Source organism: Pseudoduganella sp. UC29_106 (genome assembly GCF_044055365.1).
Taxonomy (GTDB): domain Bacteria; phylum Pseudomonadota; class Gammaproteobacteria; order Burkholderiales; family Burkholderiaceae_D; genus Rugamonas.
In genome coordinates this window covers 502,438-528,157 of record NZ_CP171977.1, presented here as the reverse complement: position 1 = coordinate 528,157, position 25,720 = coordinate 502,438, and the positions used below count along the sequence as shown (strand labels likewise).

At 63.5% G+C, this 25,720-nt stretch carries 23 protein-coding genes; 6 read left to right on the top strand and 17 right to left on the bottom strand.

Features of this window, described 5'->3' with window-relative positions:
• Positions 1–10: 10 nt before the first annotated feature.
• The 9 genes from ACHMW6_RS02970 to ACHMW6_RS02930 all read right to left on the bottom strand — a co-directional run bounded on the left by ACHMW6_RS02970 (position 11) and on the right by ACHMW6_RS02930 (position 10,315).
• A complete protein-coding gene (locus tag ACHMW6_RS02970; RefSeq protein WP_395405425.1) occupies positions 11–1,798 on the bottom strand; it encodes a M61 family metallopeptidase in 1,788 nt (595 codons plus the stop codon).
• Positions 1,795–2,382: an NTP transferase domain-containing protein gene (locus tag ACHMW6_RS02965; RefSeq protein WP_395405423.1), complete on the bottom strand. Its 588-nt coding sequence runs from the start codon at positions 2,380–2,382 to the stop codon at positions 1,795–1,797. Before ACHMW6_RS02965 ends, ACHMW6_RS02970 begins: the two co-directional genes overlap by 4 nt.
• Positions 2,383–2,394: 12 nt before the next feature.
• A complete protein-coding gene (locus ACHMW6_RS02960; protein ID WP_395405422.1) occupies positions 2,395–4,593 on the bottom strand; it encodes a molybdopterin cofactor-binding domain-containing protein in 2,199 nt (732 codons plus the stop codon).
• Between the two features lie 11 nt (positions 4,594–4,604).
• Positions 4,605–5,063: a (2Fe-2S)-binding protein gene (locus tag ACHMW6_RS02955; protein WP_395405421.1), complete on the bottom strand. Its 459-nt coding sequence runs from the start codon at positions 5,061–5,063 to the stop codon at positions 4,605–4,607.
• A gap of 90 nt (positions 5,064–5,153) precedes the next feature.
• Positions 5,154–5,879 carry a DsbC family protein gene (locus tag ACHMW6_RS02950; protein ID WP_395405420.1) on the bottom strand — a complete coding sequence of 242 codons (726 nt, stop codon included), beginning with the start codon at positions 5,877–5,879 and terminating at the stop codon, positions 5,154–5,156.
• Between the two features lie 11 nt (positions 5,880–5,890).
• Entirely contained in the window at positions 5,891–7,117 is a 1,227-nt protein-coding gene (locus ACHMW6_RS02945) for a UbiH/UbiF family hydroxylase (protein ID WP_395405419.1), read from the bottom strand.
• 20 nt (positions 7,118–7,137) lie between these two features.
• The gene (locus ACHMW6_RS02940; RefSeq protein ID WP_395405418.1) at positions 7,138–8,073 is read right to left on the bottom strand and encodes a TIGR03571 family LLM class oxidoreductase; all 936 of its coding nucleotides are present in this window, start codon (positions 8,071–8,073) and stop codon (positions 7,138–7,140) included.
• 3 nt (positions 8,074–8,076) lie between these two features.
• Positions 8,077–8,880, bottom strand: coding sequence for a 2,5-didehydrogluconate reductase DkgB (gene dkgB, locus ACHMW6_RS02935; RefSeq protein WP_395405417.1), 804 nt, complete (start codon positions 8,878–8,880; stop codon positions 8,077–8,079).
• 211 nt (positions 8,881–9,091) lie between these two features.
• Positions 9,092–10,315 carry an IS110 family transposase gene (locus tag ACHMW6_RS02930; RefSeq protein WP_395402598.1) on the bottom strand — a complete coding sequence of 408 codons (1,224 nt, stop codon included), beginning with the start codon at positions 10,313–10,315 and terminating at the stop codon, positions 9,092–9,094.
• Positions 10,316–10,800: 485 nt separating this feature from the next.
• On the opposite strand from ACHMW6_RS02930, the gene ACHMW6_RS02925 reads away from it, so the two are divergent.
• A complete protein-coding gene (locus ACHMW6_RS02925; protein ID WP_395405416.1) occupies positions 10,801–11,076 on the top strand; it encodes a hypothetical protein in 276 nt (91 codons plus the stop codon).
• A 154-nt stretch (positions 11,077–11,230) separates the two neighbouring features.
• Here the strand turns inward: ACHMW6_RS02925 and ACHMW6_RS02920 are convergent, their stop codons facing one another.
• Positions 11,231–11,956, bottom strand: coding sequence for a TorF family putative porin (locus tag ACHMW6_RS02920; RefSeq protein WP_395405415.1), 726 nt, complete (start codon positions 11,954–11,956; stop codon positions 11,231–11,233).
• Between the two features lie 220 nt (positions 11,957–12,176).
• On the opposite strand from ACHMW6_RS02920, the gene ACHMW6_RS02915 reads away from it, so the two are divergent.
• Together ACHMW6_RS02915 and parC are read left to right on the top strand one after the other, a co-directional pair.
• Complete coding sequence (locus ACHMW6_RS02915; RefSeq protein WP_395405414.1) at positions 12,177–14,174, top strand: DNA topoisomerase IV subunit B; 1,998 nt, start codon at positions 12,177–12,179, stop codon at positions 14,172–14,174.
• Positions 14,175–14,255: 81 nt separating this feature from the next.
• On the top strand, positions 14,256–16,595 hold the full coding sequence (parC, locus tag ACHMW6_RS02910) for a DNA topoisomerase IV subunit A (protein WP_395405413.1): 2,340 nt from the start codon (positions 14,256–14,258) through the stop codon (positions 16,593–16,595).
• Positions 16,596–16,703: 108 nt separating this feature from the next.
• Here the strand turns inward: parC and ACHMW6_RS02905 are convergent, their stop codons facing one another.
• Both ACHMW6_RS02905 and ACHMW6_RS02900 read right to left on the bottom strand, forming a co-directional pair.
• A complete protein-coding gene (locus tag ACHMW6_RS02905) occupies positions 16,704–17,210 on the bottom strand; it encodes a hypothetical protein (protein ID WP_395405412.1) in 507 nt (168 codons plus the stop codon).
• Positions 17,211–17,296: 86 nt separating this feature from the next.
• Complete coding sequence (locus ACHMW6_RS02900) at positions 17,297–18,703, bottom strand: M64 family metallopeptidase (protein ID WP_395405411.1); 1,407 nt, start codon at positions 18,701–18,703, stop codon at positions 17,297–17,299.
• A gap of 120 nt (positions 18,704–18,823) precedes the next feature.
• On the opposite strand from ACHMW6_RS02900, the gene ACHMW6_RS02895 reads away from it, so the two are divergent.
• Positions 18,824–19,384, top strand: a complete 561-nt coding sequence (locus ACHMW6_RS02895) for a sigma-70 family RNA polymerase sigma factor (RefSeq protein ID WP_395405410.1) — start codon at positions 18,824–18,826, stop codon at positions 19,382–19,384.
• On the top strand, positions 19,381–20,085 hold the full coding sequence (locus ACHMW6_RS02890) for an anti-sigma factor domain-containing protein (protein ID WP_395405409.1): 705 nt from the start codon (positions 19,381–19,383) through the stop codon (positions 20,083–20,085). Before ACHMW6_RS02895 ends, ACHMW6_RS02890 begins: the two co-directional genes overlap by 4 nt.
• A gap of 12 nt (positions 20,086–20,097) precedes the next feature.
• On the opposite strand, the gene ACHMW6_RS02885 is transcribed toward ACHMW6_RS02890, so the two are convergent.
• Positions 20,098–20,733: a HupE/UreJ family protein gene (locus tag ACHMW6_RS02885; protein ID WP_395405408.1), complete on the bottom strand. Its 636-nt coding sequence runs from the start codon at positions 20,731–20,733 to the stop codon at positions 20,098–20,100.
• Positions 20,734–20,779: 46 nt separating this feature from the next.
• Here ACHMW6_RS02885 and ACHMW6_RS02880 point away from each other — a divergent pair, with 46 nt between their 5' ends.
• Positions 20,780–21,199, top strand: a complete 420-nt coding sequence (locus ACHMW6_RS02880; protein WP_395405407.1) for a hypothetical protein — start codon at positions 20,780–20,782, stop codon at positions 21,197–21,199.
• A gap of 23 nt (positions 21,200–21,222) precedes the next feature.
• Here the strand turns inward: ACHMW6_RS02880 and ACHMW6_RS02875 are convergent, their stop codons facing one another.
• The 4 genes from ACHMW6_RS02875 to ACHMW6_RS02860 all read right to left on the bottom strand — a co-directional run bounded on the left by ACHMW6_RS02875 (position 21,223) and on the right by ACHMW6_RS02860 (position 25,708).
• On the bottom strand, positions 21,223–22,491 hold the full coding sequence (locus tag ACHMW6_RS02875; protein WP_395405406.1) for a hypothetical protein: 1,269 nt from the start codon (positions 22,489–22,491) through the stop codon (positions 21,223–21,225).
• Positions 22,492–22,500: 9 nt separating this feature from the next.
• Positions 22,501–22,755, bottom strand: a complete 255-nt coding sequence (locus ACHMW6_RS02870) for a hypothetical protein (RefSeq protein WP_395405405.1) — start codon at positions 22,753–22,755, stop codon at positions 22,501–22,503.
• A gap of 13 nt (positions 22,756–22,768) precedes the next feature.
• A complete protein-coding gene (locus ACHMW6_RS02865; protein WP_395405404.1) occupies positions 22,769–24,229 on the bottom strand; it encodes a DUF4331 domain-containing protein in 1,461 nt (486 codons plus the stop codon).
• 78 nt (positions 24,230–24,307) lie between these two features.
• Positions 24,308–25,708, bottom strand: a complete 1,401-nt coding sequence (locus tag ACHMW6_RS02860) for a cyanophycinase (protein WP_395405403.1) — start codon at positions 25,706–25,708, stop codon at positions 24,308–24,310.
• Positions 25,709–25,720 lie beyond the last annotated feature (12 nt).

Genomic DNA, 25,720 nt, shown 5'->3' with positions numbered 1-25,720 from the left:
GCGCCGTGGATCAGACAGCGCTGGGGCGGCGCAACTCGCCTTTCTGCCGCGGCTGCGGCGTAAGTGTGATGCCGGGAATGCGTTCGCCCTGCAGCTTCACGCTGAAGGTCATCAGCTCGTCGCGGCGGAAGGCATGCACTTTCACCGTGTCGCCGACCTTGTAGCGGGACAGCAGTCCATCCACATTGCCGGCGCGCAGGCTGTCGATGGCGACCAGCACATCGCCGGCGGAGATGCCGGCGCGGTGGGCGGCGCCACCTTCATGGACCACGGTGACCTTGCTGTCTGCGCCGTCGCGCGTGATGTTGGCGTCCAGGCTGGGCTTGGACGATTTGCGCTCGTCCTTGTACTCGACGCCGAAGGGCGCCAGCAGCTTTTGCAAGGGCACGTCTTCCGTGCCACGGATGTATTTTTCAACGAAGGGCTTCAGCTTCGTGCCGGCGATTTCATCCAGCAGCGCATCCACTTCCGCCGGCGTCACGCCGCGCGGACGGCCGTTGTAAAAGTCGCGGCCATAGCGCTGCCACAGCGCGCGCATCACATCATCCAGCGAACGCTTGCCTTCGGTCTTCGCACGGATCGTCAGGTCCAGCCCCAGGCCGATCAGCGAACCCTTGGCGTAGTAGCTGACGATGGCGTTGGCCGCATTCTCGTCCTGGCGGTAGTACTTGCCCCAGGCATCGAAGGAGGAATCGGCCACGCTCTGCTTGCTGCGGCCTGCGCCGCGCAGTACGCCGCCGACGCCTTTGCCCAGCAGCTTGTAGTAGCCCTTCTCGTCGATCATGCCCGAGCGGACCAGGAACAGGTCATCGTAATAACTGGTGAAGCCTTCGAAAAGCCACAGCAGCGGCGTGTAGTTTTCCACCTGCAGATCGTACGGCGCAAACACGGCAGGCTTGATGCGCTTCACGTTCCAGGTGTGGAAGTATTCGTGGCTGCACAGGCCCAGGAACTTGATATAGCCTTCGCTGCGTTCCTTGTCCCTGGCTGCGGTGGTCGGCAGGTCGGCGCGCGAACAGATCAGGGCCGTGGAGGCGCGGTGTTCCAAGCCGCCGTAGCCGTCGCCGACAACCATCGTCATGAAGACGTAGCGGTCCATCGGCGCCTTCTTCGAACGCGGCTCGAAGAAAGCGATCTGCGCTTCGCAGATCTGTTTCAGGTCGGCGCACAGGCGCGGCATGTCCAGGTTGGGCACGCGGCCGGTGACCACCACATCGTGCGGCACGCCATGCGCCTTGAAGGTCGCCAGCGCGAAATCGCCCATTTCCACCGGGCTGTCGATCAGCTCATCGTAGTTTTTGGCGATGTAGGTCCCGAAGCCGTAGCGCCTGGCCTTCAGTTCGGGCAGCGCGGTGGCGACGCGCCAGTTGCGTGCAGCCTCGTCGTCAGGCTTCTGGATATCGACCACGTGCGGGCTGTCTTCCTGGCCCGGCACGCGCAGGAACACGCTGGTGCCGTTGAAGAAGCCGTGGCTCTGGTCCAGATGGGCGGCGCGTACGGACAAGTCCCAGGCATAGACTTCGTATTCAACGGTCAGCCTGCCCTTGGCCGGCAAGGCGCGCCAGGAATGCTTGTCCAGCTTCGTCAGCTCGACCGGCTTGCCGCCGGCCGAAGCATTGATGCGGATGATGTTGCGCGAGAATTCGCGGATCATGTAGCTGCCGGGGATCCACGCTGGCAGTGCGAAGATCTGGCCTTCCGGTGCGGGATTGTCCACCGTCAGCGTAACGTGGAACAGGTGGGCCGCGAGATCTTTCGCGGCGATGGTATAGCTGATGCCTGGCTTGTTATTTTTCATTTTAGGTCGGACGGCGTGTCGATATCCTGCATTATGCCCGGATCGTCCACCGCCACTTCTTTGTTGGGGTAATTCTTCACGATGCTGCGAGCCCCCTGGTCTCCTTCCAGCGCCAGCAGCAGCGGCAGGTGGCGCCGGCCAAAAGCGACCGGATTGCCACGCTGGCCATGATACATCGGCACCGCGATGTCGGCGCCCTCCTCCACCTCACGCGCCAGGGCCGAGATGGTGCCGGGCCGCACATGCGGCATGTCGCCCAGCGCCACCACCCAACCCAGCGCATCCTGGGCGTGGTGCAAGCCAGTCACCAGCGAGGTAGCCATGCCGCAGGCGGCATTCTCGCAGATGATGATTTCGCAGCCCAGGCCACGCAACGCAGACGCAGTTTCCGTGTCACCCGGCTTGACCACGGCCAGCACCCGCGGCAGCGCCGCCAGCAGATTGCGCGCACTGGCGGCGACCACCGTGCTGTCGCCCAGCGGTTCCAGCAGCTTGTTGCGGACGCCGCTGGGGTCGAAGCGCGTGCCGCGCCCCGCCGCCAGCAGGATGCCTGTCATGCCGCCGCGTGCGCCCGCATGTGCCATGGCCGCCCCGCCTCAGGCTGTGGCAGTCGCCAGGTCGAACGGCAGCTTGCGCAAGCGCTTGCCCGTCACCTGGAACACTGCGTTGGCAAAGGCCGGCGCCAATGGCGGCAGGCCCGGTTCGCCCATGCCGGTCGGCGCATCGTGCGAGGGCACGATGTGCACATCGACTTTCGGCATGTCCGGCATGCGCGCCACCGTGTAGTCGCTGAACTGGTTCTGCTCGACCACGCCATCCTTCAGCGTGATGGCGGCGCCCGGCAGCGTGGTGCCGACGGCCATCAGGATGGCGCCCTGCACCTGGGCTTCGATGGTCATCGGGTTCACCGGCTGGTTGCAGTGGATCGCCGCGGTTACCGTATGCAGCTTGGGCACGCCATCTTTGACGGACGCGGTGACCACATAGGCCGCCACGGTGTTGAAGGATTCGTGTACGGCCACGCCCCAGCCCTGCCCTTTCGGCAGCTTCTTCTTGCCGTAGCCGGACTTGGCGACCGCCAGGTCCAGCGCGGCCAGATGGCGCGTGTGCTTGGGATCGATCAGCTTCTTGCGGTAAGCCACCGGGTCCATCTTCGCCGCATGCGCCGCTTCATCGATCAGCGTTTCCATCACAAAGGCGGTATGGGTTGAACCCACGGAGCGCCACCACAGCACGGGCACGTTCGCCTTCACGTTATGCACGCTCAGGTTCAGTGGCACCTTGTAAGGCTCGCCCATGCCTTCCACCATCGTGGCATCGATGCCGTCCTTGACCATCATCGGCTCGAACGGCGTGCCCGCCAGAATGGACTGGCCGACGATTACGTGATCCCAGCCCACGATGTTGCCCTGCGCGTCCAGCCCCAGCTTGGCACTATGCACATGGGACGGGCGGTAGTAGCCGCCCTTGATATCGTCCTCGCGGCTCCAGATCACTTTTACCGGGCCCTTGCCCCAGGTCTTGGCGACATTGACCGCTTCCACGATGTAGTCCGAGGTCGGCACGGCGCGGCGGCCGAAACCACCGCCCGCCATCATTGTGTTCAGCTTCACCTGCTCCGGCTTCAGGCCGGCCGCTTTGGCGGCGGCCACCACGTCCAGCGTCTGGAACTGGCTGCCGGCCCAGATGGTGCAGCCGTCGCCCTTCAGGTCCACCACGCAGTTCAGCGGCTCCATCGGGCTGTGCGCCAGGTAAGGGAATTCGTAGACGGCGTCGATCTTCTTCGCTGCGCCGGCCAGCCTGGACGTATCGGCTTTCTTGGCCGGCGTGCCCGGCTGGGCGGCCAGCGTCTTGTACTGCGCCAGCTGTTCGGTACTGCTGACTTTTTCCAGGCCGCTGGTGTCCCAGTCGATCTTCAGCGCTTCGCGGCCCTGCCTGGCGGGCCAGTAGCCGTTGGCGATCACCGCCACGCCGCTGCCGCCACGGTCGGTCGGCACCTGGATCACATCGACCACGCCCGGAATGGCCCTGGCGGCGCTTGCATCGAACTTCGCGACCTTGGCGCCAAACACCGGCGGACGCGCCACCACGGCGACCTTCGTGCCTTCCGGCTTGAAGTCCATGCCGAACTGCTGGCTGCCATCCGACTTGGCGCGCGCATCGAGGCGCGGCGTCGGCTTGCCGATGATCTTGAAGTCTTTGGCGGGCTTCAGTTTTACGGTTGCGGGCACCGGCTGCTTCATGGCCGCATCGGCCATCGCGCCATAGGTCGCCTTCTGGCCGTTCGGGCCGATCAGCATGCCCTTCGAAGTCTTCACCTGTTCCGGCTTCACCTTCCATTGCTCGGCAGCGGCGGCGATCAGCATCAGGCGCGCCTTGGCGCCTACTTCGCGGTACTGCTCCCAGGAGTGGGCGACGGAGCCCGAACCGCCCGTCATCTGGATGCCGAAGGCCGGGTCCTTGTAGACCTGGCCCTCCGGCGCCAGCGCCGCGCGCATCTGCTTCCAGTCCACATCCAGTTCTTCGGCGATCAGCATCGGCAGCGCCGTATGGACGCCCTGGCCGAATTCGAGACGGTTTACCTGCACGGTGACGGTGTTGTCCGGCGCGATATTAAGGAAGGCGTTCGGCTCATAGACCGGCTTTGCCGGCGCATCGGCCGCGCGGGCGAAACGGCCGCCGCCGGTGATCACGAAGCCCAGCACCAGGCCGCTGCCCGCAACGGCGCCGGCTTTCAGGAAGCTGCGGCGCGACAAACCAGCCGCGCGGGACGGTTCCATCCATTCTTTACGCATGGCGGCCTCCTTCAGGCGATGGTTTTTGCCGCATCCTTGATCGCGGCGCGGATGCGTTGGTAGGTGCCGCAGCGGCAGATATTGCCGGCCATGGCGTTATCGATGTCGGTATCGCTGGGCGACTTGTTGGCGCGCAGCAGGGCCGTGGCGCTCATCACCTGGCCGCTCTGGCAGTAGCCGCATTGCGGCACGTCGTGCTTGACCCAGGCATCCTGCACCGCCTTGCCCACCTTATCCGCGGACATGGCTTCGATGGTCGTGATCTTCTGGCCTACGGCAGCGGAAATCGGCGTGATGCAGGAACGGATGGCCTGCCCTTCCAGGTGCACCGTGCAAGCGCCGCACAGTGCCGCGCCGCAGCCGAACTTGGTGCCCGTCATATTGAGGTTATCGCGCAGTGCCCACAGGATCGGGGTCGATGGATCGGCATCGACCTGCACATCACGCCCGTTGATATTCAGTGTGACCATGAATGCTCCCTAGCTTGTTAGAGTCGTGCAAATTCAAACGGCGTGCAAAGGCACGCCGCCAGGCTGCGGATCGGATGGATCGCCCGCTCTTTACTGCTTGATACCGGACAGCTTCGATTCCAGCATGCGGGCGTCGATCGCGCCCGGCACGCGGCTGCCGTCGGCGAAGAAGATCGCCGGCGTGCCGTTGATGTTCAGCTTCTGGCCCAGGGCCAGCACCTTGTCGTTCGGGGTGGAGCAGCCGGCGGGAGCGGCCGGCGCCAGTTTGCCCTTCACCATCCATTCATCCCAGGCCTTGTTGCGGTCGGACGAGCACCAGATATTGGTCGACTTGGTGAACGAGTCCGGCGACAGGATGTTGTACATGAAGGTGTATACGGTCACATTGTCCACCTGGGTCAGCGTCTGCTGGCGGAAGCGCTTGCAGTAGCCGCAGTTCGGGTCTTCGAACACGGCGATCACGCGCTTGCCGTTGCCTTTCACGGTCTTGATGGCCAGTTCCAGCGGCAGCTCGTCGAACTTGATCTTGTTCAGGTCATCGATGCGCGCCTGGGTCAGGTCTTCGGACGTCTTCAGGTCGAACACGTGGCCCACGATCAGGTAGCTGCCCGACTCGTCCGTGTAACGGATTTCGTTGCCAACCCGGATCTCGTACATGCCGGCGTACGGCGTCTTGCGCACGGAGTCGATCTTGACGCCTTCGCCAAGTTTCGGTTCCAGGACTTTCTTGATCTTCGCTTCGGTCGCGTTTTGTGCGTCCGCACAGGACATCAGCATGATCGATGCTGCCGCCAGGGCGAGCTTTCTCATCTTCATAAATTCTCCGCTTACTGCTTGCCTAGGGCATGTGAAATCAGCCGGCGCTTTACGCCCGGCAATTTATTCAGCAAGTTTAGCCCGAAATTGCGGACAACGCGCACAGGTTCCAGATTTGCACCAAAAAGACGCTCCAGTCCGTCCGTTGTCACTTGCATAAGCAGTACTTCTTCCTTGCGGGCGCGGGCATAGCGGGCCAGTACGCGTTCGTCGCCAATCGAGCGGTGTTCCTCGCGCTCGGCGACGGCCTGGACCAGGTCTTCCACGTCGCCAAAGCCCAGGTTCATGCCGTGGCCGGCCAGCGGGTGCACCACGTGGGCGGCGTCGCCGACCAGGGCCACGCGCGGTGCCACCATCGAGTGCGGGCGCATCAGCTTCAGCGGATAGGCGCGCACGAGTTCCGGCTGCAGCGGGGTCAGGGCGCCCAGTTTTTCGGCGGCATAGGTTGCCAGGCGCTCGGCGATGCGTGCTGCGCCTTCGCGGCACAGCGTGTCGGACAGCGATTCCGGCGCCGACCACACTAGCGAAACCTGGTTGCCCGGCAGCGGCAGCAGCGCGATGATGCCTTCGTCGCAGGTGAACCATTGGTGGGCCACGCCGTGATGCGGCTTTTCGCAGGCGAAGTTGGATACCACGCCGCACTGGTTGTAAGGACGATAATCGAGCCCGATATCGCACTGGCCGCGCACCCAGGAATTGGCGCCGTCCGCGCCGACCACCAACGAAGACTTCAGGACGCTGCCGTCATCCAGGGTGATGGTGGCGCAGTCGCCTTCGGTGTGCAGCGCGGTGGCGCGGCCGTGCACCACGTGCACGTTCTGGGCGAAGCGCAGGGCGGCGTCCAGCGCCTGGTTCAGGTTGCGGTCTTCAACGATCCAGGCCAGCGTGCCCGTATGAGCGCCGTAGGCGTCGAAATTCAGGGTGCCGCCGTTCTTGCCGTCGCCATTAACCAGCATCGCATCGACCGGCGCAATGCGCGCCTGGTCCATCGCGCCCCATACTTTCAGGCGCTCGAGCAGCTTATTGGCCGTGTGGTTCAGGGCAAACACGCGCACATCCCAGCTGGCCTGGTCCTCTCGCTGCGGCGCGGGCGGCGGACCCAGCAGGGTCACGCTCTGTCCGGACTGGGCGAAGGCCAGCGCTGCCGTTTTGGCAATGGCGCCATTGCCGACGATGCAGACAGCCGTCTGCACGTGATGCCGCGCAGAATGAGCGGCCGAATGCGAGGGATTGTTCATTGGGCCATTATAGCTTTCCGCTATGCCGCACGGGGGAGCGCGAAGCCGGGCAGCACAAACTCCGCGATCTCCTGCATGGTTTCGTCCAGGGGACGCTCGTTGCGGCGCAGGTGCAGGCCGATATGAGCGACACCTGCTGCCTGCATCGCTTGCAACTCGGCTGCCAGGGCCTTGCGCCCTCCCCTCCCACCGAAGCGGTGGCGGCGCAGGGGTTCATCCGGGTTTTCCGCGAGGTCGAGGTGGATGAAGCTGATGTAGGGCTTGTTTCCTGCCTCGGCGCGCCACGCAGCACTGCGGGCGGCGTGGTCCTGCGGCGCGCCGGGATACGCCAGGCAACCATCCAAGTGCTCGCCTATCCACTGCGGCGACTGCTGCGCGAGGCCGGCGACCAGCAATGGCAACTGCTGCTGCGCGGGGCGTGGGATCAGCTGCACGCCGGGTGGCAGCGCTTGCCCGGCCCAGCTGCGGGCCAGCGCGATCTGCTCGCGGAAGCTGGCGCCGCGGCTGGCGAAATCGCGTCCGAAAATCGGGTATTCGACCGGGCGGTCGCCGCTGGCCACGCCGAGCAGCAATCGTCCGCCGCTCAACTGGTCCACCGTGGCGGCGGATTTCAGTGTGAGCAGTGGCTCCCGCAGGGGCAGCACGACGGCGGCGGTGCCGAGCAGGATGTTCTTCGTGGCGGCGGCCAGGTAGCCGAGGTAGCTGAAAGTCTCGAACACCTGGGCCGCGTCGCCGAAGGACGGGTCGTACAGCGGCACGTCGCGCAGCCACAAGGCGCGGTAACCAAGGCGGTCGGCCAGCTGCGCCAGTTCAAAGTGGCGCTGCATGTCCGGCTCACCGGGCAGGCGCGCCGCGGCGCCCCTGGCGTGGTGGGCAGTGCTGGACCAGTCATTGTCCAGCGGCAGTTCGAGGCCGATGCTGAAACCGCCGGCCTGCAGGCGTTCGAGGGCGCTCATCGCTTAATCCCAGGCAGGCGCGATGCCTTCCGGATTAGCGATGCGCTCGCCGCGCTCCAGGGTGGCAATCGCTGCCAGTTCCTCGTCGTTCAGTGTGATGCGCCGGGCGCCCAGGTTCGCCTCCAGGTTGGTGCGCCTGGTGGACGATGGAATCACCGCATAGCCTTGCTGCAGCGACCAGGCCAGCGCGATCTGCGCCGGTGTGGCGACGTGGCGCTCGGCGATGCGCGCGATGACCGGGTCATGCATCACCTTGCCGTAGGCCAGGGGCATGTAGGCGGTCAGGTGGATGCCGTGGCGGCGGGCGAAATCGACCACCTTGTGGTTCTGCAGGAAGGGATGGATTTCGACCTGGTTGGTCGCGATCGCCGCCGCGCCCACGGCCGCGATGGCTTCCTCCATATGGCGCACTGTGAAGTTGGACACGCCGATCAGTTTCGTCAGCCCCTGCTCGCGGGCCAGCGCCAGCTCGCCCATGTATTCGGCGACCGGCACCGCGTCGCCCGGCGATGGCCAGTGGATCAGCGCCAGGTCCAGCTGCTCCAGCCGCAGCTTGCGCAGGCTTTCCTTCAGGCTGGGAATCAGCTTGCCGGCCGCCAACGCCTCGGTCCACACCTTGGTCGTCACGAACAGCTCGCCGCGTGGCACACCGCTTTCCGCCAGCGCCTGGCCGACTTCAGCTTCATTGCCGTAAATTTGTGCAGTATCGATGTGGCGATATCCCACATCCAGACCGTTGCGGACCGAATCGATGACAACTTGCCCTTGCAGGCGGAAAGTGCCGAGGCCGAAAGATGGAATGTGCATGGTTTTCTCCTTGAAAGTTGCACTATGCCTGTGCTCTTTGTTGAGAAAAACCGCTCAATCCACAAAAGATATCTGCTGCCGAGTCAGCAATCCTGCGCCCGTATAGGGAGGGGTACTGATTTTTCCGGTTTTTAGCGTGAAAGAATCAGGTATCAGGGCGAGCTAGTACCTGACTCACCAAAGGCCAGTGTGGTATTAACTCGGACGGCAATCAGGCTTGAACTGGCTTGATGTATCCAAATTTGTTGAGCGCCTTGAACCAGCGCGGGGCATTGCGCTGCACCGACATGGCCTCATAATCGGCACTGCTATCGCGATAAGGTTGTTCGCGCCTGAGGATGTAATAGATGGTGCGCAGCATCTTGTGAGCGACGGCGACGATAGCGCGCTTATACCCTCGTCGCAATTTCATGGCTTGGAACTTCAATTTGAAGACGCATTTGGTGCGGCTGGCAGCATGTGCAAACTCGCACAGCAGGCGACGGATGTAGTTGTTGCCTTTGCCGGCCTTGCCAGTTTTCCGCTTACCAGCAGATTCGTTATTGCCCGGACAGATACCCACCCAGGAGGCAAGGCGGTCAGCGCTGTTGAACAGCGACATGTCAGTACCGATTTCTACCAGCAGCATGGCTGCGCCTATTAGATCGATACCGGGCATGGTCTGCAGCAATTTTAGCTTGGGCTGCTCATTGGCCAGTTCGCTGAGCAGGCGTGCGTCGAAGCGAGCGATGCGTGCCTCAATTTCGTCGATATGTCGCATTAGCTCATCCAGTACAAAGCGGTGACTCCGGCTCAAGTCTCCTTGCACAGCGTCGAACAGTTCTTCTCTGCTGGCTTTAAAGCGGCGCCCAGCCAGATCGAGTATTTCATGGGGCGCCTTACCTACAATAATGGCTTTGACCATGGCACGGGCCGATTGTCCAAACACATCGCTGACGACGACACTCAGGCGGATGCCGCCATCGCTCAGTATTTTATGCAGGCGATTCTTTTCCGAAGCTAGTTGGCCAACCAGTTTTTGTCGTTGTCGCGCGATAAGACGCAATTCGCGCAATGCAGTGGGTGGCACGAAAGAGGCGCGTAGCAGGCCTGCCCGCGCCAGCATGGCCAGCCAATGCGCGTCTGCCACATCGGTTTTTCGCCCAGGGACATTCTTGACGTGACGCGCATTGACCACTTTGGCCTGAATGCCCACCATTTCCAGCGCTGCATAAGGGCTCTTCCAGTAAATGCCGGTACTTTCCATCACGACTTCGTCAGGCTTCAGAGCGGCTGCCCAAGCTGCGAGCTCCTGGCGATGTCGCTTGAAGGCACCAAATTGCCGCTGCTCAATCCGTTGCGTACCGTCGGCTTCCTCAATTAAGGCGCAGGCAGTGATTTGGCTCTGGTGCACATCCAGGCCAATCACGCGTTTGTAGAGTGTTTGCAGTTCCACATGACCTCCCGCTGTTTTACACTGATGGAGGAAAGCGGCGGATGTGGCCTGAAGTCTGCCTGAGGGCACCGAAGCGCCCACGGCCTTTTTAGCGTGCGCTCTCTAGGAAGCAATCCGGGGTACGGATCAGGTCAAGGGATCATGTTACTAACGGGGTCTGACCACCAAAAAACACAACGATCTCGATCCGCCGCTTTCTCTCCCCAGTCTAGTTTCTTTCATCCTCCGGGGCGGCGGTGTGCTCCGCCATGCCTGTTACTAAAACGCGATATCCCTTACTACTCCGTGCTGGTCGTCGCTATTTCGTCGGAGTCTTCGCTATCCGGGGAACTAATTCGCGCTGCCCCGCTCCAATGAACACAGGCCACAAGCATTTAGTGCCGATTCGCGTTCTGAAGGGAAATTTTAGTAACAGCCAGTGCGTTCTAGCAGGCTTTGGAAGGAAGTAGTACTGCTTAGTAAAAACCGACTTTTGAAGACCCATCATGTCTAAGCTCCATTACCCGATTCGCGTGCCCAGCGACGTGCTTGAAGCCCTGGGCGAATTCACCGGCCAATGCTGGTCGGACTCTTTATCCCTGGAGCCGTTTATTTGCGATGCGATACGCAACTACCTACGGCCGGCAGCGGCGGCCGAGGCGCAGCCAGCAGCAGCTTCCGGGACCGGATACCAATGGAAGCAGGTCTTCCTTCCCGATGGAACCCGGCTGCGCGCCAGCTTTGGCGGTCACGTAGCGCGCCAGGCGCGACGGTCGCCATGAATGGCAACGGCAATCAGCGCAAGAGTGGCTCTGGTCGCACGCCACCGCAGGCGCCTTGCGACGAGCGATTTTCCCGGCAATCTGTGAAGAAGCTAAAAAAAGCCCGGCGCCGGGCCGGGCAAAAGTACGCCGGGCCACGAGGGCCAGCGCACACTTAGAAGGTCTTGCTTAGTGTGAGTTGCAGAGCGGTCTTGCCCAGGAATTTGCCATTGGCAGGGGAAGCATAGGCCGTCTTCGACGCGTTGGTGCCAACACCGGCCAGCTGCAGGCTGGCAAAGCCGAGATCTTTGGTCAAGCCCACTTTCCAGTCGGTGTAGTCGGCAGCGCCGTTGTTCTTCACTTTCTGGTGGCCGGCGTGCAGGTTGGCGGTGAAGCCGTTGCCGATATCGAAGTTGGCGCTGAAATCCAGGTAGCCGCTGTTCTTGCTGTCCACGAAGCCGAACAGGTTGGTCACGGAATGGGAATACTTCAGCGTGGCCGGGCCGTAGCCGATCTGGCCATAGATCTCGGTGGTGTCGGCGTTGGCGAAGCCCGGCACGTTCTTCAGTCCATTGTCGTCGTAGACATAGGTCAGCACGCCCACGTCGTAGCTCAGGTCTTCCGTGATCTGGCCGCGCTTGCCGCCGTAGATGTCCAGCTCCACGTGGCCGTCGCCGCCCGCGTCTTTGGTCCACTTGATCGTGGACGCCCAGGCGCCGACATAGAAGCCGGTCGGATCGTTGACGTAGTCCACCCCGCCCTGCAGCGCTGGTTGAAGACGGGTCTGGGAAATGCCGCGGTAACGGTAGTCGGAGGTGGCGCCGGCGTTGAAGCTCAGTTCTTCGGCCTGGGCGACCGTGACAGCCGCACACAGTGTGGCGGCGAAAAGCATTTTTTTCATCGATTGGGTTCCGGGTTTCCGCATTTGCGGGATGCGGGGAACTTTATCGATCGGACCGCAAAAACAGTCTAAAAAGAGACATGCCACAGGTAAAGACTTCGTAAAATGGCAATTATTGCAACTATAACTGTATAAAAACACACTATAAAACTTGCTAAGTACCCGCCGGTTGAGGATAGAATGCGGAGCGTCCGTGTTTAACCAAACCGCAATTCCATGTATGGCCACTAAAAAACCAGTATCCGACTACAGCGAATCATCGATCCGCGTCCTCAAAGGCCTGGAGCCTGTCAAACAGCGCCCCGGCATGTATACGCGCACCGAGAATCCGCTGCACATCATCCAGGAAGTGATCGACAACGCCTCCGACGAGGCGCTCGGCGGCCATTGCAAAAATATTATCGTCACGCAGAATGCGGACGGTTCCATCACCGTTGAAGACGACGGCCGCGGCATCCCGGTCGGCCTGCACCCGGAAGAAAACGTGCCGACGGTGGAAATCGTGTTCACCCGCCTGCACGCGGGCGGCAAATTCGACAAGGGCTCGGGCGGCGCTTACGCCTTCTCGGGCGGCCTGCACGGCGTAGGCGTGTCGGTCACCAATGCACTGTCCAAGCGCCTGGAAATCGCCGTATGGCGTAAAGACGAAGCGGGCAACGGCTTCCATAACATCGCTTTCGAAAACGGCGATCTGGTCGAGCCCCTGAGCTCCCAGCCGGCGCCGAAGGATGGCAAGAAGTCCGGCACCCGCGTGACCGCCTGGCCGGATGCGAAATATTTCGACTCGCCGCTGATCTCGCAGGTCGAGCTGCAACGCCTGCTGCGCTCCAAGGCAGTGCTGCTGCCGGGTGTGTCCGTCACGCTGAAGAACGGCAAGACGGGCGACGAACAGACCTGGATGTACAAGGATGGCCTGCGCGGCTACCTGAATGAACAGATCGCGCAGACCGCCAATGGCGAAACGCTGATTCCCCTGTTCGAGGGCGAGCAGTTCGCCACCCCGGACGCAGAAGGCTTTGCCGAGGGCGAAGGCGCTTCCTGGGTGGTGGCGTGGACGGAGGAAGGCGCCGTCGTGCGCGAGTCCTACGTGAACCTGATTCCCACGCCAAATGGCGGCACCCACGAATCCGGCCTGCGCGAAGGCCTGTTCGGCGCGATGAAGAATTTCGTCGAGCTGCACTCGCTGCTGCCGAAGGGCGTGAAGCTGCTGCCGGAAGACGTGTTTGCACGCGCTTCCTTCGTGCTGTCGGCAAAAGTGCTGGACCCGCAGTTCCAGGGCCAGATCAAGGAACGCCTGAATTCGCGCGACGCGGTGCGCCTGGTGTCCACGTTCTCCAAGCCTGCGCTGGAACTGTGGCTGAACCAGCACATCGACTATGGCAAGAAGCTGGCGGAGCTGGTGATCAAGCAGGCGCAGTCCCGCCTGCGCTCGGCGCAGAAGGTCGAGAAGAAGAAATCGTCCGGCGTGGCTGTGCTGCCAGGTAAGCTGACCGATTGCGAAACCGATGACGTGACGCGTACCGAATTGTTCCTGGTCGAGGGCGATTCGGCGGGCGGTTCGGCCAAGATGGGCCGCGACAAGGAATTCCAGGCCATCCTGCCGCTGCGCGGCAAGGTGCTGAACTCCTGGGAGACGGACCGCGACCGCCTGTACGCGAACAACGAGATCCACGATATCGCGGTGGCGATCGGCGTGGATCCGCACAACTACGGCGATTCGCCGGACCTTTCGGGTCTCCGCTACGGCAAGATCTGCATCCTCTCCGATGCGGACGTCGACGGTTCCCACATCCAGGTACTGCTGCTCACCCTCTTCTTCCGCCACTTCCCGAAGCTGATCGAGAACGGAAATATCTGCATCGCCCGTCCACCGCTGTACCGCGTGGACGCGCCGGCCCGCGGCAAGAAGCCGATCCAGAAGCTGTACGCGCTGGATGATGGGGAGCTGGTGGCGATCGAGGACAAGCTGCGCAAGGATGGTCTGAAGGACGGCTCGTGGACCATTTCCCGCTTCAAGGGCCTGGGCGAGATGAATGCGGAACAGCTCTGGGAAACGACCATGAATCCGGATACGCGCCGCTTGCTGCCGGTGGCGCTGGGCGATTTCGACCATGGCTACTCCTCGTCGCGCTTCAATATGCTGATGGGCAAAGGCGAAGCCGCCGCACGCCGGGCCTGGATCGAGGAACACGGCAATGAGGTGGAAGCGGATATTTAAACCAACGGCCTAAAGCAGGTGTCTGACACATCGTGTCAGACACCAGGTTTATGCCTCGGGTTTTAGTAAAAGACAACGAATATGACTCAAGCAAATCTCTTTGACGAAGATCCGAACCCGGAACAGCCGGGCGGTAATGATGGCGGCGATGGCGGCGAGACGCTGACCCTGTCCACCTTCGCGGAACGCGCCTACCTGGATTATGCGATCTCGGTGGTGAAGGGCCGCGCCCTGCCGGATGTGTGCGACGGCCAGAAGCCGGTGCAGCGCCGTATCCTGTATTCGATGAATGAACTGGGCCTGGGCCCGACGGCGAAGCCGCGCAAGTCCGCGACCGTGGTGGGCGATGTGCTGGGTAAGCTGCACCCGCACGGCGACCAGTCGGTGTACGACGCGCTGGTGCGCATGGCGCAGGACTTTTCGCTGCGCTATCCGCTGATCGATGGCCAGGGTAACTTCGGCTCGCGCGACGGCGACGGCGCCGCGGCAATGCGATACACGGAAGCGCGCCTGACGCCGATCTCGCGCCTGCTGCTGGACGAAATCGACCAGGGCACGGTGGACTTCATCCCGAACTATGACGGCTCGTATGAGGAACCGTCGCTGCTGCCGGCGCGCCTGCCGATGGTGCTGCTGAACGGCGCCTCCGGTATCGCCGTGGGCCTGGCGACGGAAATCCCGTCGCACAACCTGACCGAAGTGGCAGCGGCCACCGTGGCGCTGATCCGTAATCCGAAACTGTCGCATGCGGAGCTGATGGGCATCCTGCCGGGTCCGGACTTCCCGGGCGGCGGCCAGCTGATCACGCCGCGCGCGCAGATCGATGATATGTACGCCTCGGGCCGCGGCTCGATGAAGGTGCGCGCACGCTGGAAGATCGAAGAACTGGCGCGTGGCCAGTGGCAGGCCGTCGTGTACGAACTGCCGCCGGGCACTTCGGCGCAGAAGGTGCTGGAAGAGATCGAGGAGCTGACCAATCCGAAGGTCAAGCTGGGCAAGAAGGCGCTGTCACCTGAGCAGCTGACGCTGAAGCAGCTGCTCCTGTCCCAGCTGGACAAGGTGCGCGACGAATCCGGCCGCGAAGCCGCGGTGCGCCTGGTGTTCGAGCCGAAGTCGAAGAATATCGACCAGACCGAATTCATGCTGATGCTGCTGGCGCATACGTCGCTGGAAACCTCGGCGTCCATGAACCTGGTGATGATCGGCGGCGATGGCCGTCCGCGCCAGAAGGGCGTGACCGAAATCCTGCAGGAGTGGATCGACTTCCGCTTCTCCACGGTGACGCGCCGCACCCAGTTCCGCCTGAATAAGGTCGATGACCGCATCCATATCCTGGAAGGCCGCGAGACCATCCTGCTGAATATCGATGAAGTCATCCACATCATCCGCAATTCGGACGAGCCGAAGGCGGCGCTGATCGAGCGCTTCAAGCTGTCCGACCGCCAGGCCGAAGACATCCTGGAAATCCGCCTGCGTCAATTGGCCCGACTGGAAGCGATCAAGATCCAGCAGGAACTGGCCGACCTGCGCAAGGAAAAACAGACGCTGCAGGATCTGCTGGACAATCCATCGTCGATGAAGCGCCTGGTCATCAAGGAAATCGAGACGGACGCGAAGACGTATGGCGACGCCCGACGCACCGTGATCGAGGAAGCGCAGAAGGCGGTCGTCGAGCAGAAGGTGGTGGACGAGCCGGTGACCGTGATCATTTCCGAGAAAGGCTGGGTGCGCGCGCGCACCGGCGTCGGCCACGATCCGGCGCAATTCGCCTTCAAGGCGGGCGATGCGCTGTACGGCGCCTTCGAGTGCCGCACGGTGGATACGCTGCTGGGCTTTGGCGACAATGGCAAGGTGTATTCGGTGCCGGTGTCCGCGCTGCCGAATGCGCGCGGCGATGGCGTGCCGATTACCACGCTGGTCGATCTGTCGGGCGGCGCGCGCCTGCTGCACTACTTCGCGGGCAATGCCGCGACCCAGCTGCTGATGGCGTCCGATGCGGGCTATGGCTTTATCGCCAAGGCAGGCGATATGGTGTCGCGCCTGAAGGGCGGCAAGGCGTTCATGACGCTGGACGAGGGCGCCAAGCCGCTGCCGCCGACCATTGTGACCGCCGATGCGAGCGCGGTGGCGGCCATCTCTGAGAAGGCGCGCCTGCTGGTGTTCGGTATGGACGAAATGAAGGTCCTGTCCAACGGCGGACGCGGCGTGATCCTGATGGAGCTGGAGGATAAGGAGAAGCTGGTGGCCGCACGGGCGATTACCCAGAAGGGCGTGACCGTGCTGGGGATCGGCAATGCGCAGAAGGCCAAGGAGGAGCGCATGGGGCCGACACTGCTGGAACCGCATTTCGGCAAGCGGGCGCGCAAGGGCAAGGCGATGCCGACGCGGATCAAGCCGACGGGATTGACGCCGAATACCTGAACCGGAAAAGCTGGTGGCAGGCACTGAGGTGCCCGCCACCTGACTGCGGCCACAGCTGCTGAACAGGTGGCGGGCACTTTTGTGCCTGCCACCAGCACTTGCCTGGGTTTAATGCTTGGCCGCAGCTTCCTTCACATCGGCCGCTGCCTTGGCTTTGACTTCAGCAGTTTTCGCCGCGGCGATGCCTTTTTCCTTATTGGCTTCAGCCTGCTCCTTTGCTACCTTGGCGTCCTGCTTGGCATCGACCTTGGCTGCTTTCATGTCAGCTTTGGCGATGTCCTTCTCTACCTTGGCTTCGGTCTTCATCTTGTCGTCGGCGTCGGCCTTGGCGACTTTCTCGTCAGCCTTGACACGCTCCTTGTGAGCCTTGGCGTGGGCCTTGGCTTTCTTCTCTTCAGCCTTATTGGCGGTCTTGGCGACATCCTTGTCGGCCTCGGCAGCCTTCTTGGCTTCTTTCTCCTGGGCCTTGGCGACATCCTTGTCCGCCTTAGCCTGCTCTTTCATCACAGCCGGAGATGCCGGAGTCGTGGTGACAGCCGGAGCCGGCGCCGGGGTTTGGGCATAGGCGGCGGTTGCGAACACACCAGCGATCAGGGTTGCGAGCAGTTTATTCATGATTCCACCTCTTAGTGATTAGGTGAAACCAGAATATGCTCGCCCAACCATAGCTACTGTGCGCTGGCGCACCCAGTAACAAATCCTTACCTTGAATACAGATCAATAGTCTCACTGACGGCTTCGGCGCACACGGAGCAGAAGGCTTCGCTACGGTCGAACATCAGGCACTGCATCTGCGGACGGTAATAGCCGGTCGCCTCGTAATTCGCGCCCTCGAAGGCGCCAACCCCCCTGGTGTTGGGCGATTTCGAGAACAGCAGATTCGTCCAGGCAAGATCGTCGTTGAAGAGCTTGCTCATATCGGACTCGGGACGGTTTTCCTTGCGCAACTTCGCGCGCATGGCCTGGTAGTCGCGCGAATGCGACTCATACTCCTTCTTCGGCCAGGGGGTCGGCAGCGGCGTGCCCGCATGCACATGCTTCTTCCATTTCAGTTTCGACGGGTCCAGCAGCGCAGTGACGTTGGGTTCCCAAGGCTCCATGCGCGCGCCACCGGTGGCGTAGGCGACGGGCGAGGTGTAGTACTCGTCCGCCAGGCCGGCGAAGTGGTGGCCGAATTCGTGCACGAACAGGTAGTTGGCCCAGTCGTTGTTCGCCGCGGCGGTGCTGAACTGGCCATAGATGCCACCGCCGCCGTAGGTATCGTTGTTGACGAGGATTTCGATGAACTCGTAGGGCGCGTACTGGGCGATGTCGCGCAGGGCGCGGTTGTCGGTGGTCAGCACATAGCGCTCGCTGCCGAAGATATCGTAGCGGGTGCCGAGCGAGGATGCATGGTGAGTCTTGGTCGATGGGCGGCTGATACCGGATTCCTGGGTAGGCACGGCCATGCCCCAGACGTTGAAGTCGTTGGCGCGCTCCTTGAACGGCGACACGGTGAACAGGTAGTCGGCCAGGCGCTTCGCGGTCTGCTCGAACTTGCCCATCTCGGCGGCGGTGTAGCCGTCGCCCAGGATCAGCAGGTCGACCTTGTTTTCGGAGGGCCCGCTGACGCGGATCGGAATCGGTTTTGCGGGCGCGGGGGCCTGCTTGCGCACCACATCCAGGCCGTCGGTATCGACTTCGGCGCTCCACACCACGGAGAATTCATTGCGCTCGTCGCGCTTCAGGATGCGCACCTTGACGGGGCGGTCGGGCTTGGGAAAGCGCACGGATTCGCCGAAGGCGCGGCTGGCCTTGCCCGCTTCCTCAGTGGTGCGCCACTCGCCGAATACGGTGGAAAAGGTGCGGGTGTAGAGCACTTCGCCGGTTTTCGCATCGGCCACTTCGACCTTGTTGGTGCCGCGGTTGGTGGTGTCGATGGTGCGCTTCATGTCGCCCGGCCAGGGCAAAGGCTCGATCACCACGCGCTCCATGGCGTAGCTTTCGTTCAGGGCATTGCCGCTGTGGATGTAGTCGACGCGCACGGTGGCGGGTTGGGCGGCGGCAGCCAGGCCGGCGGCGCTTATGGCGGCGGCGGCAAACAGGCGGCGGAAGGCAGTGGTGGACATGCAGTCTCCGGATGTGTTGGAAGTTGCGCCGTATTGTAGCCCTGTCTTGAGCAATGATATAGACCAGCGGCCGGGCGGCAGCTATCATGGCCGGAACCCCTGTCCTCACGGAGTTCCGCCATGTCCTCCGATCCTCAGCAGCTGCTTGCCTGGCTTCTTGCCACGGGACGCCATGATGCGTCAGCCTTCCGCGCCCTCTACGACGCGGCCGCGCCGAAACTGTTTGGCTTCGCGCTGCGTATATTGCATAAGAAGGAGCTGGCCGAAGAGGCTTTGCAGGAAGGCTTCGTGTCGATCTGGCATTCGGCATCGACCTACCAGGCCGGTCTCTCCGCTCCGATGACGTGGATGGCGACCATCGTGCGCAACAAGGCGCTCGATATCCTGCGCCGCCTGGATGAACCGCTTGAGATGGATGCCGATTTCATGAATACGCTAGCCGATTCCACTGCCCGCCCGGACGATAGCCTGGCGCTCAGCGCGCAGGCGCAGGCGCTGGCCGCCTGCCTGTCCACGCTGGAGGGCATGCACCGGCAGGTGATCGGGCTGGCGTTCTTTCATGATCTGTCGCACAGCGAGGTGGCGCAACGCATGTCGCTTCCCATTGGCACGGTAAAAACCTGGATACGCAGGGGACTGGAGAAGCTCAAGACCTGTCTCGCAAAAAGGGGGCAGGCATGAATATCCGCGGGAACGAGGCTTTACGCGAACGGCTGGCCGCGGAATATGTGCTGGGCACTCTGCGCGGCGGCGCGCGGCGGCGCTTCGAGGGATGGATGTTCCACGATGCGGCCTTGCGACGCATGGTGGCCGAGTGGCAGGAGCGCCTGGTGCCGATGGCCGAGCTGGCGCCGGCCGTGGCGCCGCCGCCGGGCGTATGGCGCGACATTGCGCACAGGCTGCATCTGGACGCAGCGGAGCAAGCGCCCGCCGCCGCGCGCTGGTGGGATTCGCTGCGCTGGTGGCGCGGGCTTGGGCTGGCGTCCGCCGCCATTGCCGCGCTGCTGGTGGCAACGATCGGCGTGCGCACGCTGCAAGCGCCTTCGGTCGATATGGTCGCCACGCTGACGGATGCGCAATCCCAGCCGGCCCTGGTGGTGACCGCCGATGCGCGCCGGCAGGTGATGGAGGTCAAGGTAGTCGGCGGCCCGCCGGTGCCGCCGGATAAGGCGCTGCAATTGTGGGCGATCCCGAAGCAGGGCAATCCGCGCTCGCTGGGCGTGCTGGGCACGGCGCGCCAGGCGACCCTGACGCTCAACGAGCGGGCGGCGGGCAGCGACGTCGTGGTACTGGCGATCAGCCTGGAGCAGCGCGGCGGCTCGCCCGATCCGAACGGTCCTACCGGACCGGTGCTGTACAAAGGCCCATGGGTGCGGATGTAGTGCGTGGGATGGTCAAATAAGCAGGTCGAAAGCGCGTTCTCCGAACCACAGCGCGGCCAGCAGGGCGATGGCACAGGAGCCGCCGACCAGCATTACGCGCCGGTACAGCCATGTTCCGCGCACGGCGTAAGCCAGGGGCAGGAAGGCTGCCACGATGGCGATCTGCCCTATTTCCACGCCCACATTGAATCCCACCAAGGCCAGCGCCAATGCGTCGCGTGGCAGGCCGAGGTCGGCCAGCACGCTGGCAAAACCGAAGCCGTGCACGAGGCCGAACACGAAGGCAGCCAGCCAGCGCTTGCCGCGCACGACGGGCACAATGTTGTTCAGCGCCGCCACGGCCACCGATGCGGCAATCGCCGATTCCACCCAGCGCGAAGGCAGGCTCATTACGTGCAGCGCAGCGAGGCTGAGCGTGACCGAGTGCGCGAGCGTGAATGCGCTGACGATTTTCAGCACGTCCATCGCGGCACCGCGGAAGGCCGGGGCCTCGTGCCATTGACGATCGCGCCGGACCAGCACGGCCGGCAGCAGCAGGGAAATCAGGAACAGGATGTGGTCGAAGCCGATCCAGATGTGCCAGACCCCGTGCCGCACGTAAGCCGCGAATTGCGTCCACCGCGTGGGCCGGGTCAGGTTCACATGCATTACCGGCTCGTCGCCGCCCCAGCACACCCGTCTCGGTGATGCCGTCGTGCGTGAGTTGGAGCAGGCCGCGGTGGTTGGCATCGATGCCCGCGAACAGGCTGTATTCAATATCGATTCGCTGCGGGCCAGCGCTGGCGGCCGCACAGCTGCCGCGCAGTTGCATGATGGTGTAGGCGCCGTCCGTGTGGCGGTCGATAAGCTGGCGTGTGGCGGACAGCTGGCAGGGCGCGCCATCCGCCTGCAACTTCAGGCGAGACAAGGCGTAGGCCGCGATTTCGTCGTGACGGCTGCGCACCTCGTCCCACGTGAGCTGGCTGTCGTGGTTGGCGTCCAGCGCCAGCACGAAGTCGAGGTCGCGCAGCGATATGTCCCACTGGCCGCTCAGTTCCCGCCCGTCAAGGCGCAGGGTCAGATAGCTGTCACTCGGCTTGTGCGCCCAGGCCGGGACGGCGGCGCACCAAAATAGTGCCAGCGCAATCAGCCATTTGTTCATTTCAGTTCTCCTGCCTGTCGCATCAGGGCCGCGATGCTCTGGTCTTCCGTGCGGTTGCGGCGTGCCCACGCGATTCCCTCGCGCGCCGCGGCTGCGTCACGCGCCAGCAGCGCAGCTTCGAGCAACAGGCGCAAGTCGGCGGCCTCCTTCTGCACCTGCCAATTCTGTTTTGCCAGCTTCAAGGCCGCTGGCGCGTCGTGCAGCAGATGCAGCACGAAACGTGCCTGCTCGCGCTGGTGAACGCTGCTGCCGCGCCGTGCAGCTTCACTGAAACGCGCCTGCAGCTCGGTCACGGCCGCTCGCAGCTCCGTGCTGCCCGCCTGTTGCAGGGCCAGCGCGTGGCGCAGCAGCAGGCTGTCCACTCGGTGGTGGGCTTGCAGCAGCCGTATTACGTCGGCGGCACGGTGCTGGTCGAGCAGGTAGTCGGCATAGGCGCCGAGCAGATAGCTGTCACGCGGGGACAAGGCCAGCGCTGCGCGGAAGTACGCGTCCGCCCGTGGATCGTTGGCGCGGGCAGCGAGTTCCGCGAGCAGGGTTTGCGCCCAGGCGCGGACTTCGGCTGGTTCCTCTTCCCCGCCCTGCGCCAACGCGGCTTGCAGCAGGCGTGCGGTTGGTGCTACAGGCCCAGTGTTGGCGCGCGCGGCGGCCAGGCAGGTGAACGCCACCAGCTGGCCTGCCAGCGCCGGCAGGCGCCCGCAGCTGGCCGTGGCGCCGGCGAAGTCGCCTTGCACGGTTTGTACGGTGGCGCGGGTGAGCCAGGCCTGGGCGTTATCCGGTTGCGTTGACGTGAGCACGGTCAGGTCTTGCAGCGCGGGGCCGAACTGATGGTTCGTTTGCAGGAGCGTGGCGCGCAGAAGGCGTACCTGCGGTGGCAGGTTTGGCGAGGACCACCACGGCGCGAGAGCGGCTTGCGCGTAGCCGAAGTAGCGTGGGTCGCTTTCTCTCCGTCCGGCCGCGATGTAGCGCTGCGCGAGCGTGGACGCCAGCGCGGCATCGTTCGGCGCTGCGCGCAGCTGGGCGCGCAGCGCCAGCAGGTCGGGCGGCAGCGCGTCCGCCCGGCGCGGCAGCGTTTCGACCACTTCCGCGCCGGACTGCGGCACGTATGGCGCCGCCAGCCCCGTCCTCGCGCCGGCAAGCGCCAGCCAGAGTGCGCAGGTTAATCGTGTCAGGCCGGAAACCCAAAGCGTAACCCTGGTGGCTGCCACGATGTGGCAGCCACCGGTTCGGGGCCGCCGGCTTTGGCGAAGACGAATGACCGGCGACATGGCGGACTCCTAGTCGACCGGGGATGGTTCGCGGTCGTCAGGAGTGGTCAGGGCCACGGTATCGGCGGCGTCGGACGGTTCGGTGTCGTCGGGGGCGCTGGCGATCAGCGACAGGACCGTGACCGTGAAGGCGTCGGTCATGGGCGGTGGCGCGGCAGGCTCGATGGGGGCGGACGAGCCGCCGCTGCCGCCGCAGGCCGACAGCAGCGCCGCCGCCGAAAGCGCCAGCGCGGCGCGGGAGAGCGTGGGGACAAAGCTTGTCATGATGGCGCCCTCCTTACTGTTGCGGCGAGCCGGCGAGCGGCGTCTTCAGGTAGGGGAAGCCGGCCGTGAAGAAGCTGTCGTCGATATAGGCGCCGTCGGTGAAGCGGATGGCGCCCGCCGGCGCGTCGGACGGGGCGCAGCCAATGTTGAGAGTGCACAGCTTGCCCATCGCCACGCGCAGCTCGATATCGACCACGTCATCGCCGGGACGGCGGCCGTTGGGGAAGCCGGCATTGTCGCCGTCGATCACGCCCAGGCGCTTCTGAGCACCCATCGGCACGGCCGGAATCGAGGTATTCAGCCGCAGCATCTCGGAAGCCTTCACATTGCGCGGCTGGTTCAGGCCCGGCACGCCGGTGAGGAAGGCGGTGACGAGATCGTTGCGCGGGAAATTGGTGGGCGCCTTGGCGCCGGCGTTGCCGAACAGGACTTCCACCAGCGCCGGCAAGGCGGGATTGGTCACGTAGGAGGCGAACTGCGCGTCGCCGGACGGCTTGCTGTGATTGAACCTGTCCTTATCCTTCAAGCCGATCACCACTTCGTTCACCAGCGGCATGCCCAGGCGCGATACCTGCGTCCATGCCCCGCCCTCGCGCGAGCCGCCGAGAGGACTGAGCAGGCGGCCCTGGCGCAGGCTGGCCGTGGTCCAGGCGCCGATGACGGGATCGCCGCCGGCCGTCAGGCAGGACGCGGCAATTTCCATCTCCAGCGAAGTCACGTTCGCATCGCCCAGGTCATCGCGGGCATTTTTCTCGGCGTTGGCCAGGAACTCCACGGCGGGCGCCTTGATATTGATCAGGTCAAAGGTTTCGCCGAGATTGACCACGAAGGGATCCTTGCGCTGGCCGACAAACACGCGCGCCGGCACGGAGCAGCCGGGGATATTGACCGTGTAGACATGCTTGGCGGCATATGCCGCGTAGTTGGGAATCGATTTCGCGCCGATATTGTCGACCGGCTTGTCGAACACCGCGCCGCCGGCATGAGTGACGGCTGCGCGCTGGCCGCCGCGGCGGTCGCCGCGCACCATGGTCACAGAATAGGTTTCGCGCACATTCAGTCCGGCCGGATTGACGTCGTCAATCGGACCACCGTTAATGATGAGCGGAATCGATACCTTCTGCCCGCCCACGGTAAAGGTGCTGTTCTTGTTGGTATTGGTAAAGCGGAACTGGAAAGTCAGGTCTTCCCGCGCGTCGCCGTTATTGTCGATATGAATTTCGTACAAGGCATCGGGGTCCATCATGAAATAGTTCGGACCGCCGTATGGTTCCTGCAAAGGCTGGTAGTTCGCGATCAGCGTGACGAACTGCTCGCGTCCCGGCTCATAGCTGCGGAACATATAAAAGTCCGTCGCATCAGCCTTCGGGTTCTTTGTAATGAATGGAGCTTCGCGGTGGCTGGACGCCATCGCCTGCGGCAGCGCGGCGGCGGCAAAAGCCAGCGCCAGCGCACTCTTGAGCAAAGTAGCCATGTTCATCCCCTTGGTTGGTAAAAGGAAGGTGCAGCATGGCTATATACGCGGCCGGGGCGCGGCCGGATTCAGGTTTTTTCAGCGATATTTGTAGAGCGGTCGGTAGAGTTCGATGGGACGGATGTCGAGCCGGATATTGAGGATGGAGTAGGCGTCCGCCACGGCGGAGACATAACCCACGCTCTCGGCCGTCTTGGTGAAGCGGAATTCGAATCCCGTTTCCGTCTTGTCCGTGCGCGGATTGCCACTGGCGATGCCGATGGCTTCCGCCTGGTCGCTGTCGATCAGGCGTTCCATCAGGTCCACCACGGCGCTGTTGCCCAGCACATCATTGCTGAACACGGCGCCGCGGCCCAGCGGACGGGTGGGATCGAGGCGGCCGCCGGCCTTGTCCGAGGAGGGAATGAACATGCGCGTGGCGATATTGAACTTGTCGCCACGGTCGAGGTAACTGATCACCGCATTCTGTACATTGAACAGGGGATTTTCTTTGTCCGTTTCGGCGCGAGTGAGGTCAATCAGCATGGCGCCCTTGTAGCCGATGATTTCCACTTCGCGTTGCGCGTTCACCACCATCGCGCTGTCCTCATCGATGCCGAGGCCGATCTGGTAGCCCTTGGCCATCATGGCGGGGATCATGCGCGCGAAGCGGCCGCGCACCAGCAGGTGCTGGTCGACAAAGATATCGTCGCCGATGAAGCCCAGACCCGGGGCCAGTTCGCGGCCGTCGGCGATACCAGTTTGCAACATCGAGAGGATGGCCTTGGGATTGGAAAACATGGTGCTGCTCATGATAGCCGCGCCGGCCGAGGAACCGGCCACGACGCCGCCGCGGCGGTAGACCGCCCACACGGCTTCCAGCACCGCCGTATGCGTGCCATCCTCGCGCACGAGGGCCTTGGTGATGCGGCCCTGGTCGCCACCGGCAAAGTAGATGCCATCGGCCTTGCGGATCTTTTCCGCCAGCGCCTGGTCCTCGGCTGCCTTGCGGTAGTCGCTGCCGTTCAGGCGGATCGCCACCGGCACCAGGAAAGCGTCCGCGCCCCATTTGCGCAGGTAGCCGATGATGGTCTGGGCCGAGCGTTCGGGATTGCCCGCGGCGGAGGGGAAGACGGCGATGCGCGCGCCGCGGCCGCCGGCCAGCTTGACGATGCGCTGCCAGACGTCGGCGTTGTCGCCGCGCAAGCCGCCGCCGATGATGACCAGGGATCCCTGGGTTTGCGCAACGGGCGTGGTGGCAATGGCGGCGGAACCGCCGTGCAGCGTGCTCGCCGCGCCCGCGACAATGCGCACGGTTTCCGGTGCTGGAGGCGGGGTAGGCGCAGGGACGGGATTAGGCGCAGGCATGGGCGGCGGCGTGGTGCGGCCGGGAGTGGGCGCAGGCTGTTTGGGCGCTTCCCTGCCTTGGGTCGGCAAGCCAAGCGCGGCTAATAGCGCGAGCCCGAAACGCGCCAGTTTGGCTGGAGAGAGCAGCTTCACGATGGACTCCTT

Bases quoted from the DNA above. Each gene is read 5' to 3' on its own strand.
- ACHMW6_RS02915 (WP_395405414.1), top strand. From the start codon at position 12,177: ATGGCCACTAAAAAACCAGTATCCGACTACAGCGAATCATCGATCCGC.
- ACHMW6_RS02875 (WP_395405406.1), bottom strand. From the start codon at position 22,491: ATGTCGCCGGTCATTCGTCTTCGCCAAAGCCGGCGGCCCCGAACCGGT.
- ACHMW6_RS02870 (WP_395405405.1), bottom strand. From the start codon at position 22,755: ATGACAAGCTTTGTCCCCACGCTCTCCCGCGCCGCGCTGGCGCTTTCG.
- ACHMW6_RS02900 (WP_395405411.1), bottom strand. From the start codon at position 18,703: ATGTCCACCACTGCCTTCCGCCGCCTGTTTGCCGCCGCCGCCATAAGC.
- ACHMW6_RS02890 (WP_395405409.1), top strand. From the start codon at position 19,381: ATGAATATCCGCGGGAACGAGGCTTTACGCGAACGGCTGGCCGCGGAA.
- ACHMW6_RS02960 (WP_395405422.1), bottom strand. From the start codon at position 4,593: ATGCGTAAAGAATGGATGGAACCGTCCCGCGCGGCTGGTTTGTCGCGC.
- ACHMW6_RS02920 (WP_395405415.1), bottom strand. From the start codon at position 11,956: ATGAAAAAAATGCTTTTCGCCGCCACACTGTGTGCGGCTGTCACGGTC.
- ACHMW6_RS02945 (WP_395405419.1), bottom strand. From the start codon at position 7,117: ATGAACAATCCCTCGCATTCGGCCGCTCATTCTGCGCGGCATCACGTG.
- ACHMW6_RS02885 (WP_395405408.1), bottom strand. From the start codon at position 20,733: ATGCATGTGAACCTGACCCGGCCCACGCGGTGGACGCAATTCGCGGCT.
- ACHMW6_RS02905 (WP_395405412.1), bottom strand. From the start codon at position 17,210: ATGAATAAACTGCTCGCAACCCTGATCGCTGGTGTGTTCGCAACCGCC.
- ACHMW6_RS02955 (WP_395405421.1), bottom strand. From the start codon at position 5,063: ATGGTCACACTGAATATCAACGGGCGTGATGTGCAGGTCGATGCCGAT.
- ACHMW6_RS02925 (WP_395405416.1), top strand. From the start codon at position 10,801: ATGTCTAAGCTCCATTACCCGATTCGCGTGCCCAGCGACGTGCTTGAA.
- ACHMW6_RS02895 (WP_395405410.1), top strand. From the start codon at position 18,824: ATGTCCTCCGATCCTCAGCAGCTGCTTGCCTGGCTTCTTGCCACGGGA.
- parC (WP_395405413.1), top strand. From the start codon at position 14,256: ATGACTCAAGCAAATCTCTTTGACGAAGATCCGAACCCGGAACAGCCG.
- ACHMW6_RS02965 (WP_395405423.1), bottom strand. From the start codon at position 2,382: ATGGCACATGCGGGCGCACGCGGCGGCATGACAGGCATCCTGCTGGCG.
- dkgB (WP_395405417.1), bottom strand. From the start codon at position 8,880: ATGCACATTCCATCTTTCGGCCTCGGCACTTTCCGCCTGCAAGGGCAA.
- ACHMW6_RS02865 (WP_395405404.1), bottom strand. From the start codon at position 24,229: ATGGCTACTTTGCTCAAGAGTGCGCTGGCGCTGGCTTTTGCCGCCGCC.
- ACHMW6_RS02970 (WP_395405425.1), bottom strand. From the start codon at position 1,798: ATGAAAAATAACAAGCCAGGCATCAGCTATACCATCGCCGCGAAAGAT.
- ACHMW6_RS02940 (WP_395405418.1), bottom strand. From the start codon at position 8,073: ATGAGCGCCCTCGAACGCCTGCAGGCCGGCGGTTTCAGCATCGGCCTC.
- ACHMW6_RS02950 (WP_395405420.1), bottom strand. From the start codon at position 5,879: ATGAAGATGAGAAAGCTCGCCCTGGCGGCAGCATCGATCATGCTGATG.